Raw genomic sequence first — 14,397 nt, 5'->3', positions numbered from 1 at the left:
TGCTCCCGCGCCCCCTGGTGATCGCGCTCGCGTTGCTCATTTCGATCGTGTGGGCCGTCAATGTCGTCGTCGGGTTCGTCGACCCTACGCGCCATGATCCGACCTTAAACGGGATCTTCGCGCTCGTCGTCGGCGCCGTGTTCGCGTTGGGCCGTAAAGAAGAGAGCAAGGTCAAGGCCGTACGGAAGCGCATCGCACGCGCGATTGCCGGCGAGGACGACGAGCCGCCGGCCGATGAGGACAAGACAGGTGATCCGTCGTGAGCCCCGTAGTCGCGTACCTCATTCAGTCCGTCGGGTGGGCCGGCGCCGGCTTCCTCGCCGGCGTGCTCGTCGGTCGCGCAGCACGAGACGTGCGACGGATCGCAGCCGCGGTCACCGTCGACGACACCGAGGGGGATGAGGACATGCCAGACCCGCGGGGGAGTCGTCCGCACTGGATCGGCACGGCGTCCGCTCAGACGCTCGTCGCGCTCGTCGTCGTGCTGCTCGGCGTGGTGACCGTCGTACAGGGCATTGTTCAGAGCGACGCGACGGCCGGGCTCACCCGTTGCCAGTACGAGTACAGCAACGCTTTCGCCGACGCGCTCGAAGCACGGTCGCAGGCGTCGACGGACGCGCAGGACGCGCTAGACGAACTACTCACCACGGTCGGGCAGACGCTACAGAGCACCGACCCGAACGCGACCCGGCCGCCGGTCCAGCGCGCTATCTCCGAGTACCTCGCGAAGCGGCAGGCGCTCAAGGCGCAGCAGGCCGCACACCCGTACCCCGCCGCCCCCCGGGCGCGCTGCCCGTAAGTCCAGAAAGGACGGACCACGATGGACTATGGCGTAGACGTATCGCACTACAACGCCGTTGCCGACGCGAACGCCGTGCGCAACAACGGGATCACCTTCGCGTGGTGCAAGGCCACCGAGGGCACCACCTACGTTGACCCGACGTTCGCGAATAAGGTCGCTCAGCTCAAGGCGGCCGGGATCGTCGTCGGGGCGTATCACTTCCTGCGCGCCGGCGACGTCGCCGCGCAGGCTCGCCGCTTCCGACAGGTGGCCGGCGACGCCGGCTGTCTCAACGCCGGGGCGCTACTGCCGATGGCGGACATGGAAGCGAACGACGTTCGCGGCTCGGCGAACACCGCCGTTACGACGTTCTATGACACGTTGGGCGTCTCGCCTGTCGATGTGTACGGCAACCTGGATTGGTGGCGGAACGTACTCGCGCCCGGCCAGTGGGGGGCGCGCGCCATCCTCGGGCACATCGCGCGGTACAACGGCGACCCGGGCAACCCGGGGTGGTTGTACGGGAGCCTTGCGCTTCACCAGCACACGAGCAGTGGCAGCGTCCCGGGCATCCCCGGCAACGTCGACCGGAACGCCACGATCGGCACGTACAACCTGCGCGGGCTCACGATCGGGCAGGTTGCCGCGCCCGTCGAGCCGGTTCCGCTCGTGCCGGCGCCGATCACGGGCGGCGACTCGTGGACGGTCAAGCGCGGCGACACGCTGTCTCGGGTCGCGTCGGCGTGGCACATGACGGTGAGCGCCGTCGCCGTGGCGAACGGCATCACCAACCCCGATCTCATCACGGTCGGACAGGTGATCCACCGTCCGGGCTCGGCGAGCGCGAAGCCGGCGCCGGCGGCGCGGACGACGTACAAAATCCGAGCCGGCGACACGCTCGGCGCGATCGCGCGAAAGTACAACACGACCGTGCCGGCGCTCGTCGCGCTCAACCACCTGAGCAACCCGGACCGGATCTACGCTGGCCAGACCCTGACGATCTAGGAGAACGGACCATGTCCACTTTCGAAAGCCGCGCGCAGCCGCGCCCGCTCCGCTTGATCGCGGCCGTCGGCGCGCTCGTGTCGCTGATCGTCGGCGGGCTCCCGACCGTCGGCGTATCGCTGAGCGCCGACGCCGTCGGTTGGCTGGTCGGGATCGTCGGCGCGGCGTCGGCCGTCGCCGTGGCGTTCATCGGCGAAACGCAGGTCACCCCGCTCACGTCGCCGCGCGCCGCGGACGGGGTGCCGCTCGTGCGCGCGGCCGGGCCGACGACGCTCGTCGACCCGGGGGCGCCGCCGGCCGGCTGAGCCCCGGGGAAGGTTCGGAGAGGCTCAGCCGGCTTCGGCGGCACGCGTGTTGAGGTAGGAGACAAACTCCCGCGCGCGGGATTCCTTGCCGGGGTCGGGCTCGGCGACGATCACGCCGTCGGTGCCCTGGACGTACAGGAACAACTCGCGGTTGTCGACCTTGCGGCCGGGCAGGAAGACGCCGAACCCGCCGGCGGCGACGAAAGCCCCGCCGCGCCGCTGGATACTGCCGGCCGTCTCGACGACCGCGAGCGCGCCGGCGAGCGCCACGCTTCGGTCCTTGTGGTGAATCCGGCCGTTCGAGATCCACACGCCGGCGAACGAGTCGCCGGCGACGATCGCGTCACCGCGCGCGTTGCCCTCGGCAACCGCGTCCTTGAACCAGCGCTTGACCCCGGCAGTCAGCTTGCCCACGTCCGTCACTCCCTCTCGGCTGTCCAGGTACCGACGAGTCTGATCGTGTGCACGAGCGCGGCGTTACTGCCACTCGGGCGGGGGTGACGCAACGGACTTCCGGCACTCAAATATCGGCGGCCGTTGCTATGGTCACGGGTGGTCGTGATCATGAGACGGTCGGGGGCGGGGTGTCTGTCGACGAGCTGCGCGCGGACGTCGCGACGGCCGGCGAGAAAGTCGCCGCCGCGCTCGCGGCTGTCACCACGGCCCGGCAGGCACTCGAAGAGGCACAGCAGACGTTAGCGCAGGCCACGCAGGGTGCGAGTGCGCCCGAGGTGACGCAGGCGCTCGGGCTGCTCGCTCAGGCCGCCGGCCAGGATGGGGCCGCCGGGCTTGAGCAGACGATCAACGCAGCGGCCGGCGGCATCACGGCGTACCTGGACAAGCACCCCGGCGAACCGGCCGGCGACGTTCCAGCGCCGTCGAGCGGCTCGGCGCCGCCGGCGCCGTCGAACGATTCCACGGTCGACAAACTTCGGCGTGACCTCCCGGAACGGACGCCCGGCAAGCGCGGACAGAAGACGCACGGCCAATGGTTCGCCGCCGGCAAGCCGCCCGCCGAGCTGGTGAGCGGGCGGGACAAGCTCACCGATCGAGTTGACGACGTGCTCGCGGAGGCCGGATGCCCGCGACGTCCAGTCACAGCGGCCAACGATGTTGAGCTCAAACTAGCCGCGCACATGCGCGACCAGGGCATCGCCGATGCGAGCGTCGTGATCAACAACAAGCCGTGCAAGGGGGCGCTTTCGTGTGACGAGCTGGTGCCGGTCGTGCTCCCGCCCGGCTCAAGCCTTACCGTCTACGGTCCGGACGGGTTCGTGAAGACGTACAGGGGAGGTGCTAAGCCGTGGCGGACATGATCGCGTGGTTTGAACCGGGACAGGATGAACCGACCGTGCTGAGCAACCCGGCGCAGGTAGACGCGCTTTTTGATCGCATGGTCACCGAAGCGGCCGACGCCGGCGTGTCAGTGATCGCGCAGGTTGAGCGCGGGGACGCCGCCGGCCGCGCGGTGCTACAGCTCGGTGTCGGTGGTGATCGCGGATTCGTCGGTGTTGTCGACGCGGACGGAAGCGTGATGAGCACCAACGGCGCGAGGTCCGGCGACCCCGTCGCATACGACTACATGGGGCACGAACGCGAGGTATCGAGCGCGGATGAAATCGGGCTCGCCGACGTGCGCGAAGCGCTGCGCGCGTTCGTCCGGACCAACGGTGAGCGGCCGACCGGCGTGGAATGGCGACCGGTTTAGACCGGCCCTGAGACCCGTCTCAGCCATACGAGACGCCCCGTCGCCTTACAAGGCGACGGGGCGTCTTTCGTGCGTCTCCGGCCGTCTCAGCCGCTCGCGCGGACCATCTCCGCCGTCACGTCGGCGTGAAAGTCGGCCGGCGCGATCCTGAGATGCCGAAGCGTTCGCGCGACCACGTCACGCCAGAACGCCGGCGCGTCGTCGAGCTGGCCGGCGTACTCAGCCGCTGTGTGATTGACCAGCACGTCGTACGGGTGCGCCATCGCGGTCGTGCACGGCCGGCAGTACGGAAACACCGCGTTCGGGATGCCCGGCACGGCCGCCGCGTGAACCGCGGGGTTCTCGCCGCACACGGCGCACGTCCACGGGTGGGCCGGCGCTTCCGCAAGCGCGGTCACTTCCGCGCCGCCCGTCGACCGCCCCGCTTGCGCGGCGCCGGCTTCTCGTCGACCGGCTCGGCGGGTTCGCTCTGCGCCGTCTCGTACGCGTCGATCACACTCGTCGGAATCCGGCCCCGATCCGCCAACGGATAGCCGTTCTGAGCCGCCCACGCCCGCACGGCGGTGTTGTACTCCCGCCGAGCCGCGTACCCCTCGGGCGGCGCCGAGCTGGACGCAGACGAGAACACGGCGGCCGTCGAGCCCTTGCCGGCGCGGCCGGCCAACCGCTGAGCGCCGGGAGCCTTGCCGGCGCCCTTGACGAGCCGGCCGCCGGTCCGCCGAGCAGCAGTGACGTACGGGCCGAAGATCTCGCGCAGCGCTTCGGCGTTCTCGTCGTGCAAGTCGATTTCGTACGTGATGCCGTCGAGCCCGAACGGGACCGTTGACGCGCCGGGGCGGCCGTCAATGTCGTCGGTGACCTCGATCATCGTTTTCTGAGCCACTACGCAACTACTTTCTCGTGATCTTCACTTACAGGGGGATGGACGGCCCCCGCCCCCTGCGCGGGGGCCGTCCGGGACTTCACCCCGCCGGCGCGTGGCCGGCGGGGGTACGCGCTGAGCGCGAGCGCGAGACCAACCGCGACGAGCACACCGAACACGATCGGCGCGAGCGGCAAGATCTCGCGCAGGTCCGACGCGAGCCACATCGCGGCGACGCCGGTCGACACGCCGCCGACGAACGCGCACGCCCAATCGAGCCGGCTCACCGGCCGCCGGCGGATGCCGTGACGCGCCATCACGCCGGCTCACCGCCGGCGGTGCCGGTCCGTCTATGGCGACCGATACCGGCGCCCGCTTCGCCGTCTCGTGCGTCGCGGTACAGCCGCGCCAGGTACCCGACGGCCGTCGTGAGCCCTTCCGAGCCGTGCTCGTGCTGCACACCGAGCACGGCCGCCCGACACCCGGCGTGGTCGCCGGCAAGTCGAGCCGACACCGCGGACCAGGCGCCGGCGCGCGGGTCCGTAGGCGCGGGATCGTCGACCGCTTCGGCCACGGACGGCGGGACCGGGTAGCCCGTCCCGCAAAACATATCCGCGGTAACGCGAACACCCGCCATCACCAGCGAAAACACCTGGTCGTCGGCCGGCCGATCGTCCGAAGCGAGGTACAGCTCAATCGTTCGCGCGCGGCGCTGCTGCGCCTGGTCGTCGTCGGTACCCAACGCTATAGCCCGAAACGTTGCTACAGAACGAAAAAATACGTCACTATCCTCAATGTCGTTCACCGATAGCCCTCTCTTACACGTCCCGCGTGACGTCGATCCCGTAGTGCCTCAGCGTTCGCACGCTGTTCCGGATCGAACGCCAGTCGCCGACGTTCGCCGCAATGCCGATCGGAGACGCCCCCGGGACGCGCACCACGTAGTGGTTTGACGTCCGCTCCACTGCGTCTTTGCCGACAACTTGCCTAACCCGCTCGATCAGTTCGGGAATCGACGTCGGCACCCGAGTGCCGGCACCCCCATGCGTTCGGCGCTTCGGCCGGCGGACCGGCGTCAAGACGGGTGACGCCGCCCCGACCGGGGCCGGCGCGTGGTCGCCGATGCTGATAATCGTTCCCGTCTCGGCGCTCACGACCAGGTGGACCCCGCACCCGATGCGTACCTCACGGTCTGGGTAAACCCGCGGGTCACAGTCGTGCCGGATCTCGGGGTAGTAGTAGGCAGTAAGCACGTCCCTCGCGTGATCACGGTCTCTGACACAGTCCATCGCGGACGGTGCCATCTTCGGTAGTCGCATCCCATCTAGCTCAACAACCATGCATAGCCACCCTTGCCAGCAAACAGTGTGCTAGTTCGCTCGCATCGGGCACTTTCGTCGCGCCGCAACCATTTTCGAGCGCGTGTGCTCCGAGCGGATAACGCTTAAGCGAGTGGCCTGGGCAGTCTTCACCAGACGAGCGAAGCTAAGTTAATTGATTCCCCAACGGCGCAGACGCCGTGTAGTTGGACGTCGGCGGACCGAGCCGGGGCGGCCGATGAGCTGACATCGGGCGGCGCGCTGCGCTCCCAAATGTCCGAAGCTTGCTCATTGGGTCGTCTGCTCCTGGTCCGTTTGCTCCGATCCGTCTCACCGGTATCGGTTCCGTCTCACTGTCCATCATTTGTCACGTCTGCGCCGACTACGTTAAGCGCTGACGGATTAATCGCAAACCAAGATCGCCAATGTCACCCAAAAGGGTAGTTGTCGCAGGTCTCCGCTACCCGAATGGCCCAATCGTGCATTGGCCGACGGTGATCACCACTGGTCGAGTTAACGCGGTCGTGCATCCATCTGCGCACGGCAAGCACCCCGGGTTGGCGACACGACTGGTCACAGTAAGTCGCTATAAGGTGACGTTGCGCTCCGAAACGATTGTGTCTCATTCCGGGTGTCGGCAAGACGACGCTGGCCGTCCAGTGGGCGCACCGGGTGGAACACCACTTCCCCGACGGCACGTTGTTCGCCAACCTCCGGGGCTACGGCCCGAGCGCCCCGGTGCACCCGAGCTCGGTGCTCACGTCGTTCCTGCCCGTACTGGGCATCGAGGACGACCGGGTCCCCGCCGAGCTGGACGCCCAGGTGAGCCTGTACCGCTCGCTGCTGGCCGGCCGCCGGGTGCTCGTCCTGCTGGACAACGCCGGCTCCGCGGACCAGGTGCGGCCGCTGCTGCCGGGCTCCCCCGGCTGCCTGGTGCTGGTCACCAGCCGGGCCAGCCTGACCGGGCTGCTGGTCGCCGAGGCCGCCAGCCAGCTCACCCTCGACCTGTTCAGCCAGGAGGAGGCCCACGTCCTGCTCCGCCGGATCCTGGGGAGCGCGCGGGTCGACGCCGAACCCGAAGCCGTGGCCGGTCTCGTCGACGTGTGCGCCCGGCTGCCGCTGGCGTTGCGGATCGCCGCCACCCGGATCGCCACCCGGCGCCACACCAGCGTCGCCGAGATCGTCGCGGACATCGTGGCCGACCGGACCGGATTGGACGTGTTGAGCAGCAGCCGGGACGGAGGCAGCGCCGTGCGGACCGTGTTCGACTGGTCGTACACCGGGTTGGCCGAGGACCACGCCCGCCTGTTCCGCCGGCTGGGCCTGCACCCCGGCGCGGAGTTCGGGGTGCCCGCCGCCGCGGCGGTGGCCGGGGTCGACGTCGCCACGGCGTACCGGCAGCTCGACGCACTGGCCGAGGTGCACCTCGTCGAGCCGGTCGGCGGCCGGCGCTACCGGCTCCACGACCTGCTGCACGCCTACGCCGCCCACCGGGCCGGACTGGACGACGACCCGGACCACCGCCACGACGCCCGGTGCGGCCTGTTCACCTGGTACGCCCGGACCGCCCGGACCGCGGACCGGCTGGTCTTCCCCGGGCTGGAGGCGCCCGCCGTCGAGCTGCCGCCGTCCGGTCCCGAGCTGCCGCTGCCCGACCGCGGGGCGGCCCTCGCCTGGCTGACCACCGAGCGGGCCAACCTGACGGCGGTGCTGCGCGCGGCCGTCGAGCACCGCGCCCACGAGGCCGCACTGGTGCTGGCCGGCACCGCCCGGTTCCTCAGTCTCCGCGAAGAGGCTGCGTGGTCCGTGCGCTTCGAGGCCGAATCCCTGGGGCTCGCCGCCGCGAGGGCGGTCCGGGACCGGGCCGCCGAGGCGGTGCTGCTCGGGTTCCGGGGCGACACGCTCGCCGACCTGGGGCGCTGGGACGCGGCCGAGGCGGACTTCCGCCGTCAGCTCGAGCTGGCGGACGAGGCCGACGACCCGGTCCGGCAGCAGGTGGCGTTCTCCGGCCTGGGGCAGGTCCGCTTCCTGCAGCACCGCTACGCCGAGGCGCGCGAGTGCTACCGCCGGGCCCTGCCACCGGCGCGGCGGGCCGGTGGCGAGCGTGCCGAAGCGGTCGTGGAGTGCAACCTCAGCCGGATCAGCGTCCGGCTGGGCGAGTTCGGGCAGGCACGCGAACACGCCGAACGCGAACTCGTCCTGCGGCGCGCGGCCGGCGACCGCGTCGGCGAGGCGTATGCCCTCGGCGACGTGGCCGAGGCCCTGCAGGGACTGGGGGCCCACGACACCGCGATCGAGTACGCCGGCCAAGCCGTGGCGCTGTACCGGGCTCTCGCCGGTACCGAGACGCTCCTCGCGCAGGCCCTCGAGACGGTGGCGGCCTCGTTCGAGCACACCGGCGACCTCGCGCGCGCGGCGCGATCCCTGGCGGAGGCCGCCGCCCTCCTCGAAAGCCTGGACCCCGAACGGGCCGAGACGCTGCACCGCCGGGCCCGCGAGCTGGAAGTCCCGTGACATCAGCGGTTTCCGCACGCCGGGCAGTCCGGACGGGGTGCTTCGGGGCCGAGCGCGAAGCTGTCCTGCAAGGTGACGAGGTTGACGCCGTACTGGCAGTTGGTCCGCACCGCGGGCACCCCGGTGATCAGGCTGAGCGTCAGGTGCGCGGCCAGCTGCCCGGCGACGCCGGCCGACACGGCGTTCGCGGCGTGCGGCCGGGCGGTCCGGGCGGCCGACGGCGAACAGGTCACCGGCGGCAGCGCGGCCTGCCGCTCGAGTTCGGCGACGCGGCCGCAGTCGTGGCACGGCCCGGTTCCCGGCCGGTACACCCCGCAGCTGACCTGCGGTCCGTGGTAACCGCCGTGCACCCAGGCCGTGCCGGTCGCCACGCACGCCTGGTTGGCCCAGGAGCGGATCTCCGGCGGCTGGTCCGCGGCGAGCAGCAGCACGTCGAAACCGGTCGCCAGCTTCCGCAGCCCGGCGGGGCCGTCGACGGCGGACCGCTCACCGGTGACCAGGACCCCGGAGTCGTACGCGCTCAGCCGCTCGACCGCCGCGTCGACCTTGGGCCGGCCGAGGTCGCGCTCGGTGAACAGGATCTGGCGGTTGAGGTTGGACAGCTCGACGACGTCGGGCTCGACACAGTGGACGTGCCCGACCCCGGACACCACCAGGGTCTGGGCCGCGGTGCAGCCGACGCCGCCGATCCCGACCACCACCACCCGTGCGCCGCGCAGCAGCAGCTGCGTGTCCCAGCTCGTGCGCCGCGGTGTGCGATCCATCCAGCGGAAGAGGGCCCGGCCGCGCCGGTGGCGCCCCTGCTCCGCGGCGGTCAGCCCGGCGGGCGGCGGCGCACCGGCGTCCTCGACGTAACCGGCCCGGACGAGATCGCCGACGGCCGTCCGGACGTCGGCCTCGGACCGCCCGGGGTGGCGGTGGACCAGCTCGGCGACGACCTGGTCCGTGGTCCGCGAACCGTCGAGAGCCGCCAGCAGCGCCCACACCCACCCGTCGGGGTCCGCGATGTCGGCGGCGATGCCCCGCACGACGCCGCCGATCCGGATGCGATCGTCGCCGTGGCGGACCGGGAGGTGCTCGGGTTTGATCATCGGACGCTGCATGGCCACTCCTCCCCTGGTCGCTAACTCTGCTGCGTCGGGCTGCTGAAGGTCGTTTCCCGTGCCACTTCAATGAACTCGATCATGGTTTCGAGCCCTCCCTCGGACGGTTTTCGATCGGATACGGCAAGCTTGGAACCCCGCCCTGTCAACGGCGTGTCGGTGGCGGCGTCAACCACACAACAAGCGGGCGCCAAACGTGACAATTCGAGGTCAGCACAGGTCAGAGCGCTGCGCGCCACCGAGGGGAAATGCCAGAATCGAAATGCGCGATGAGGTGCCACACAGCAATCCCAGGAGGGGGGAAAGCTGGCGGATGGAGATCGTGTTCGGAATTCTCGGGCAGACAACCATGCGCATGCACGGGCAGTTGACCACCCGATGGGGCTCACCCAAGCAGCAGAAAGTGCTGGCGGCGTTGCTGACGCAACCCAGGGTGCGCATGGGGGTGACGACCCTGGCCGAATGGGTCTGGTCGGCCGACGAACGCGAGCCCCTCGACCCGGTGGCCACGTTCCGCACCTACGCCGCGCGCGTCGGCAAAGCCTTGCGCGAGGCCGGGGTTCCCGCGACCCTGCGCACCATCGACGGCGCGTTGCTGATCGACGTCGACCGGACCGCGATCGATTATTTCGCCGCCGGGGAACTGATCGAGACGGCTCGGCGGCAGAGCAAGGCACAGGACCACGAAGCGGCGTGCGAAGCGGTCACGGCCGCACTCGGGCTGTGGCAAGGAGAACCGCTCGCGGACCTGACCTCCCAGCGCGCCCGGGATTGGCGTTATGCGGCGGTACACAACACCTGGCTGCCGGCGAACCAGCTGCTGCTGGGCGAACTGATCGCCCTCGAACGCTTCGACGCCGCCCTGCGGAAGCTCGACGAACTGCAGCGCGAACATCGCACCGACATCGGGCTGGCCCGGCGCCGCCTGCAGGTGCTGCGCGGACTCGGCCGGACCGACGACATGGGCGCCTACCACCTCGCCGTTCGCCGGCTGCTCCTCACCGACGACGACCAGGCCGCGGCCGACGACTTGCTCAAGTACTACAACACCTTGACCGCGGCACCCGAGGCGAGCCGGCGAAACGGGCCGGGAGCACGCAGCGCGGCCGAGCGGCTGGCCGCCCTCCCCCGCCCGCGGCCGCCGGCCGACCGGCCCGTCCCCGACCCGGACAGCCTGCTCCCGGCGTTCCTGCCGCGGGGACAGTCCCTGCTTCCCCCCGCCCCGGCCGACTTCGTCGGGCACCAGGACCTGCTGGCCGAGCTGGATCGCCTGGCGTGCACGGCCGAGGGCCGGTTCCGCCCGGGCGTCGTGGTCCTGGACGGCTTGGCGGGCATCGGAAAGACCGCGCTGGCCGTGCAGTGGGCGCACCGGCAGTACGGCCGCCTGGTCGACACGGCGTTGTACCTGGACCTGCACGGCTTCGACGGCAGCCGTCCCCTCGAAGCCGCCGACGTGGTCGACGCGCTGCTCGACGCGGCCGACGTGCCGATCGCCCGGCTGGCCACCCGCGCCCGGCGGGAGGCGAAACTGCGGGAAATGCTCACCGGGACGCGGACGCTGGTCGTGCTGGACAACGCCGCGAACTCGGCCCACGTGCTGCCGCTGCTGTTCCCGCTCTCGCCGTGCCTCGTCCTCGTCACCAGCCGCCAGGGCCTGACCGTGCTGGCGAGCCGGCACGGGGCACGGCACTGTTCGGTCACCCCGCTCGACGAAGCGCACGCCGCCCAGCTGCTGGCCGCCCGCATCGGTGAGCGCGGCGCCGCGGAACAGGCCGCGCTCACCCGGATCACCGCGCTCTGCGGCGGGCTTCCCCTGGCGCTGCAACTGGTCGCGCACCACATCGGAAGCCGCCGCGGCGCGGCGCTGACCGAGGTCGCCGACGAACTCCAGGACGAGAGCCGGCTGCTCGACATCGGCGACGACGGGGACGATCCGCCCGCGAACGTGCGAGCCGCCTTCTCGGTCACCTACCACGCGCTGCCGCCCGCGGCCCGGGACCTGTTCCGGTTGATCGGGCTTTCCCCGGCCCCGGAACTGACCGTGCACGCCGCCGCCGCGCTCGCCGGGTCGCCGGTCAAGGAGGTCCAGCACGCCCTCGACGTGCTCGCCGGCACGCATTTCCTGACCCACACGGGATTCCGCGGCCGCTACCGCATCCACGACCTGCTCCGGGCTTTCGCCCGCGAGCTCGCCGGTCAGGTCGACGGCCGTGAAGAAGCCGAGCGGCGGTTGCTGAGTTTCTACCTGCACGCCGGTTACGGTGCCGACCGGCTGCTGTTCCCCTTCCGGCCGCCGGTCCCGATGTTGCCGCCGTTGAGCGGTGTCCCGTTGCCGGAACACGCATCCGAGAGCGCGGCCGCGAGTTTTCTCCTGAACGAGCGCACCAATTTCTCCCAGCTGGTCCCGTGGGCCGCCGAACGGGGACACCACGAGTACGCGTGGCGAATTCCGCACAACCTGTACGGCCTCTACCGTCGTTACGGTTTCTACAGCGACCTCCACGACACTTACCGGGTCGCCGTTTCTTCCGTCCAGGCGGTGCAGGACCTCGAATCGGAAGGGGCGACGCGGAGCGATTTGGGCAAAATAGCCGCCGCGCTGGGTGACCGGGATTCGGCGTTGCGGCAGTTCCACCTCGCGGCCGCCATCGCGCAGCGGACGCAGAGCCCGATGGGAATCGCGATTTCGCTGGCGAACCTGGGGAACTACGAAGCCGAGGTGGGCAATCTCGACGCGGCCGGCGAACTGTACCGGCGCGCGTTGGCGCAGCTCGCCGGAATCGGCAGCCCCGGCGCCGAGTCGGCGATCCTGCACCGGCTGGCGGAGACCGTGCGCAGCGGCCGTGGGCGTCACGAGGAGGCCCTCGCGTTGTTCGACCGGGCCCTGAGGTTGCGCGAGTCCATCGGGAACCACCACGGCCAGGCCGAGACGGAGGCCGAAATGGCTTTCACGTTGGCCGAAAAGCACGACTACCCCGGGGCGCGGCACCACAGCTTGCGCGCCTTGGCCCTCGTCGAACAAATCCACGACCTCGAAGTGGGCCCGCGGGCCTGCTGTGTGCTGGCGGCCATCCACTACCGCCAGGCCGAGCACGCAACCGCGATCGGCTACGCCCGCCAGGCCGTACGGCTGGCCCGCCTCACCCACAACGCCAAAGTCGAAGCCGACGCCCTGCACGTGCTCGGGCACGCCCTGCAGGAAACCGGACGTTTCGCCGCCGCCGAAGAAGGCTGGCGCCACGCGGCGGCCATCTACGCGGACCTCGGTGACAGCGAGCGCACTCAGCACATGGAAGCGGACCTCGCGGCCGCCGAGTGAAGCGGAGTAGTTACCTTCCAGTAAATCGTTCACCCGTGCTGGTTATGCGAAGACACGCCGGACAAGCGTTTAGCCCACCAGACAGGCGCTCACCCACTCGTTCGCGTGACCCCAATCGGGGGCAATCGACTACCGTTCGCAACCCCGCCCGCGAGCCGATTCCGACGGGCCTCTACTCTTCGCCCTCGAGTCCTTACAGGACTCAAGCGCGTCGGCCGCCCACTCCGCGGAAGTCGCCCTCGAGGTTGCCCAACGCAAGAATCAAGAACCAAGGAAATTGTTCGACACATGAAGAATTTTTCCGCCGCCGTGCTTGCGCTCGCCTTCTTCGCGATAGCTGCCGTACTCGCCACCAGTGGTTACTGGAACCCTGAAGCCATTTCCTGGCTTTTGGGACGCGGGCTCGCGTAGGCGCCGATCCGGCGCGCAGTGACGGGGCAGGCGGCCGTTGCCTCCTGCCCCACACCTAACGACCGGCCGGCGCGTCCCAGACCGAGCCGGCGTCCACGAAGGACCGCAGCAGCGTGGTCAGCCCGGGGTCGCCGCGGCCGTTGAGGTCGTCGGAGGCGATGCGGCGGGCCGCGCCCGCCAGGAAGTCCGCCACCTGGACCCGGGCGTCCGTCCGGGAGTCCACGAACCGGACGCCCGCCAGCCGCGGGCCGAGGGTGGCCTTGAGCTGCAGGACCCGCTCCGGCGTCAGGGCCAGCTGCTCGTCGTGGACCAGCTGGACCGGGGTGCCGTCCGCGCTCCAGTGGCGGACCGTGTGGATCACCGCCGGCACCAGCGGGTCCAAGACCGGGACCAGACCCGGGTCGGTCGCCAGCCGGGTCCGGTAGGCCGCCACGCGCCCGGCGGCGCCGCGGAACCGGCCGATGAGCTCGCCCGCTTCGCCCGGGACGCCGGCCAGCTCGTCGACCAGCGTGAAGAACTCCGCCGGTGACGTCGTCACGCCGCGCCGGGGCTTCAGCCGCAGGACGCTCACGAACGCCGTCAGGAAGTACACCCAGCGGGCGGCGCCGAAGGCCGCCGGGCCCGTGCGGTGGAGCGTGCGGGCCATGGCTTCCGTGCCGTCCTCGGCCAGGAGGGTGACCGCCGCCCGGACGGCGAAGAACGTCTTGCCCGTCAGGTGGACGTGGCCGCGGCCGGTGAGGGGGCCGTCCGGGGCGAGCAGCCCCTCGAGGACCGCGCGGTGCTTGGCGCGCAGCAGGTGACCGGCCTTGTACTCCTCGGCGGGCGAGCCGATCCGGGCGCGGATCTCGCGCACGCAGGCGGTCGCCTCCGGCCCGGACATCCGGACGCCCGCGTGGGCGAAGACGTCCGTTTCGCCGCCGAGCAGGTTCTCGCCCTCCGAGCCCGACTCGTCGCAGGCGATCTCGACCGGGCGCACCCGCCCGATCGTGCCAGAGCGGGCCGGCCGCGGGCGACCGGATTACCGGCCGGCGTCAGGTGCCCCCGACCCGGCGGTGGGCCGGAACCACCCG

General features: G+C 70.7%; 16 protein-coding genes. 8 read left to right on the top strand and 8 right to left on the bottom strand.

What is annotated here, in order from left to right:
* Nucleotides 1–17 precede the first annotated feature (17 nt).
* From C2L59_RS33810 to C2L59_RS33795, 4 genes are read left to right on the top strand one after another with little or no spacing between them, the layout of a single operon-like run.
* The gene (locus C2L59_RS33810) at nucleotides 18–263 is read left to right on the top strand and encodes a hypothetical protein (protein WP_146060466.1); all 246 of its coding nucleotides are present in this window, start codon (nucleotides 18–20) and stop codon (nucleotides 261–263) included.
* Nucleotides 260–799, top strand: coding sequence for a hypothetical protein (locus C2L59_RS33805; protein WP_103353596.1), 540 nt, complete (start codon nucleotides 260–262; stop codon nucleotides 797–799). Before C2L59_RS33810 ends, C2L59_RS33805 begins: the two co-directional genes overlap by 4 nt.
* 21 nt (nucleotides 800–820) lie before the next feature.
* Nucleotides 821–1,786, top strand: a complete 966-nt coding sequence (locus tag C2L59_RS33800; RefSeq protein WP_103353595.1) for a LysM peptidoglycan-binding domain-containing protein — start codon at nucleotides 821–823, stop codon at nucleotides 1,784–1,786.
* Nucleotides 1,787–1,797: 11 nt separating this feature from the next.
* Nucleotides 1,798–2,091 (top strand): hypothetical protein, encoded by a 294-nt coding sequence (locus tag C2L59_RS33795; RefSeq protein ID WP_103353594.1) that lies wholly within the window; start codon nucleotides 1,798–1,800, stop codon nucleotides 2,089–2,091.
* A 24-nt stretch (nucleotides 2,092–2,115) separates the two neighbouring features.
* Here the strand turns inward: C2L59_RS33795 and C2L59_RS33790 are convergent, their stop codons facing one another.
* A complete protein-coding gene (locus C2L59_RS33790; RefSeq protein ID WP_146060465.1) occupies nucleotides 2,116–2,505 on the bottom strand; it encodes a hypothetical protein in 390 nt (129 codons plus the stop codon).
* Between the two features lie 170 nt (nucleotides 2,506–2,675).
* Between C2L59_RS33790 and C2L59_RS33785 the strand changes: the two genes are divergently transcribed.
* Both C2L59_RS33785 and C2L59_RS33780 read left to right on the top strand, forming a co-directional pair.
* Nucleotides 2,676–3,407, top strand: coding sequence for a DddA-like double-stranded DNA deaminase toxin (locus C2L59_RS33785; RefSeq protein WP_199199379.1), 732 nt, complete (start codon nucleotides 2,676–2,678; stop codon nucleotides 3,405–3,407).
* Nucleotides 3,404–3,799 (top strand): Imm1 family immunity protein, encoded by a 396-nt coding sequence (locus tag C2L59_RS33780; RefSeq protein ID WP_233223823.1) that lies wholly within the window; start codon nucleotides 3,404–3,406, stop codon nucleotides 3,797–3,799. Before C2L59_RS33785 ends, C2L59_RS33780 begins: the two co-directional genes overlap by 4 nt.
* An 86-nt stretch (nucleotides 3,800–3,885) precedes the next feature.
* On the opposite strand, the gene C2L59_RS33775 is transcribed toward C2L59_RS33780, so the two are convergent.
* The 5 genes from C2L59_RS33775 to C2L59_RS33755 form a co-directional block, all read right to left on the bottom strand.
* Nucleotides 3,886–4,197 (bottom strand): hypothetical protein, encoded by a 312-nt coding sequence (locus C2L59_RS33775; protein ID WP_103353590.1) that lies wholly within the window; start codon nucleotides 4,195–4,197, stop codon nucleotides 3,886–3,888.
* Entirely contained in the window at nucleotides 4,194–4,682 is a 489-nt protein-coding gene (locus C2L59_RS33770) for an Lsr2 family protein (RefSeq protein WP_103353589.1), read from the bottom strand. The genes C2L59_RS33775 and C2L59_RS33770 overlap by 4 nt, the downstream gene beginning before the upstream one ends.
* Nucleotides 4,682–4,981 (bottom strand): hypothetical protein, encoded by a 300-nt coding sequence (locus tag C2L59_RS33765; RefSeq protein ID WP_103353588.1) that lies wholly within the window; start codon nucleotides 4,979–4,981, stop codon nucleotides 4,682–4,684. Before C2L59_RS33765 ends, C2L59_RS33770 begins: the two co-directional genes overlap by 1 nt.
* Nucleotides 4,978–5,403, bottom strand: a complete 426-nt coding sequence (locus tag C2L59_RS33760; protein ID WP_103353587.1) for a hypothetical protein — start codon at nucleotides 5,401–5,403, stop codon at nucleotides 4,978–4,980. Before C2L59_RS33760 ends, C2L59_RS33765 begins: the two co-directional genes overlap by 4 nt.
* A gap of 76 nt (nucleotides 5,404–5,479) precedes the next feature.
* Nucleotides 5,480–6,001 carry a hypothetical protein gene (locus C2L59_RS33755; RefSeq protein ID WP_146060462.1) on the bottom strand — a complete coding sequence of 174 codons (522 nt, stop codon included), beginning with the start codon at nucleotides 5,999–6,001 and terminating at the stop codon, nucleotides 5,480–5,482.
* A gap of 594 nt (nucleotides 6,002–6,595) precedes the next feature.
* On the opposite strand from C2L59_RS33755, the gene C2L59_RS33750 reads away from it, so the two are divergent.
* Nucleotides 6,596–8,494, top strand: a complete 1,899-nt coding sequence (locus C2L59_RS33750; RefSeq protein ID WP_103353585.1) for a tetratricopeptide repeat protein — start codon at nucleotides 6,596–6,598, stop codon at nucleotides 8,492–8,494.
* 2 nt (nucleotides 8,495–8,496) lie between these two features.
* Here the strand turns inward: C2L59_RS33750 and C2L59_RS33745 are convergent, their stop codons facing one another.
* Nucleotides 8,497–9,597 carry a ThiF family adenylyltransferase gene (locus C2L59_RS33745; protein WP_103353584.1) on the bottom strand — a complete coding sequence of 367 codons (1,101 nt, stop codon included), beginning with the start codon at nucleotides 9,595–9,597 and terminating at the stop codon, nucleotides 8,497–8,499.
* A gap of 313 nt (nucleotides 9,598–9,910) precedes the next feature.
* Between C2L59_RS33745 and C2L59_RS33740 the strand changes: the two genes are divergently transcribed.
* The gene (locus C2L59_RS33740) at nucleotides 9,911–12,916 is read left to right on the top strand and encodes a tetratricopeptide repeat protein (protein WP_158263125.1); all 3,006 of its coding nucleotides are present in this window, start codon (nucleotides 9,911–9,913) and stop codon (nucleotides 12,914–12,916) included.
* A gap of 466 nt (nucleotides 12,917–13,382) precedes the next feature.
* Here C2L59_RS33740 and C2L59_RS47605 read toward each other — a convergent pair whose 3' ends face one another.
* Complete coding sequence (locus C2L59_RS47605; protein ID WP_158263124.1) at nucleotides 13,383–14,303, bottom strand: DUF3800 domain-containing protein; 921 nt, start codon at nucleotides 14,301–14,303, stop codon at nucleotides 13,383–13,385.
* Nucleotides 14,304–14,397 lie beyond the last annotated feature (94 nt).

Origin of the sequence: Amycolatopsis sp. CA-128772, assembly GCF_002904295.1 — a bacterium.
In the GTDB taxonomy this organism is placed as follows: domain Bacteria; phylum Actinomycetota; class Actinomycetes; order Mycobacteriales; family Pseudonocardiaceae; genus Amycolatopsis.
This window is presented reverse-complemented; position numbering and strand designations above follow the sequence as displayed.

Excerpts from the sequence above, each read along its gene's own strand:
- C2L59_RS33800 (WP_103353595.1), top strand. The coding sequence starts at position 821 with ATGGACTATGGCGTAGACGTATCGCACTACAACGCCGTTGCCGACGCG.
- C2L59_RS33795 (WP_103353594.1), top strand. The coding sequence starts at position 1,798 with ATGTCCACTTTCGAAAGCCGCGCGCAGCCGCGCCCGCTCCGCTTGATC.
- C2L59_RS33780 (WP_233223823.1), top strand. The coding sequence starts at position 3,404 with ATGATCGCGTGGTTTGAACCGGGACAGGATGAACCGACCGTGCTGAGC.
- C2L59_RS33755 (WP_146060462.1), bottom strand. The coding sequence starts at position 6,001 with ATGGTTGTTGAGCTAGATGGGATGCGACTACCGAAGATGGCACCGTCC.
- C2L59_RS33745 (WP_103353584.1), bottom strand. The coding sequence starts at position 9,597 with ATGCAGCGTCCGATGATCAAACCCGAGCACCTCCCGGTCCGCCACGGC.
- C2L59_RS33740 (WP_158263125.1), top strand. The coding sequence starts at position 9,911 with ATGGAGATCGTGTTCGGAATTCTCGGGCAGACAACCATGCGCATGCAC.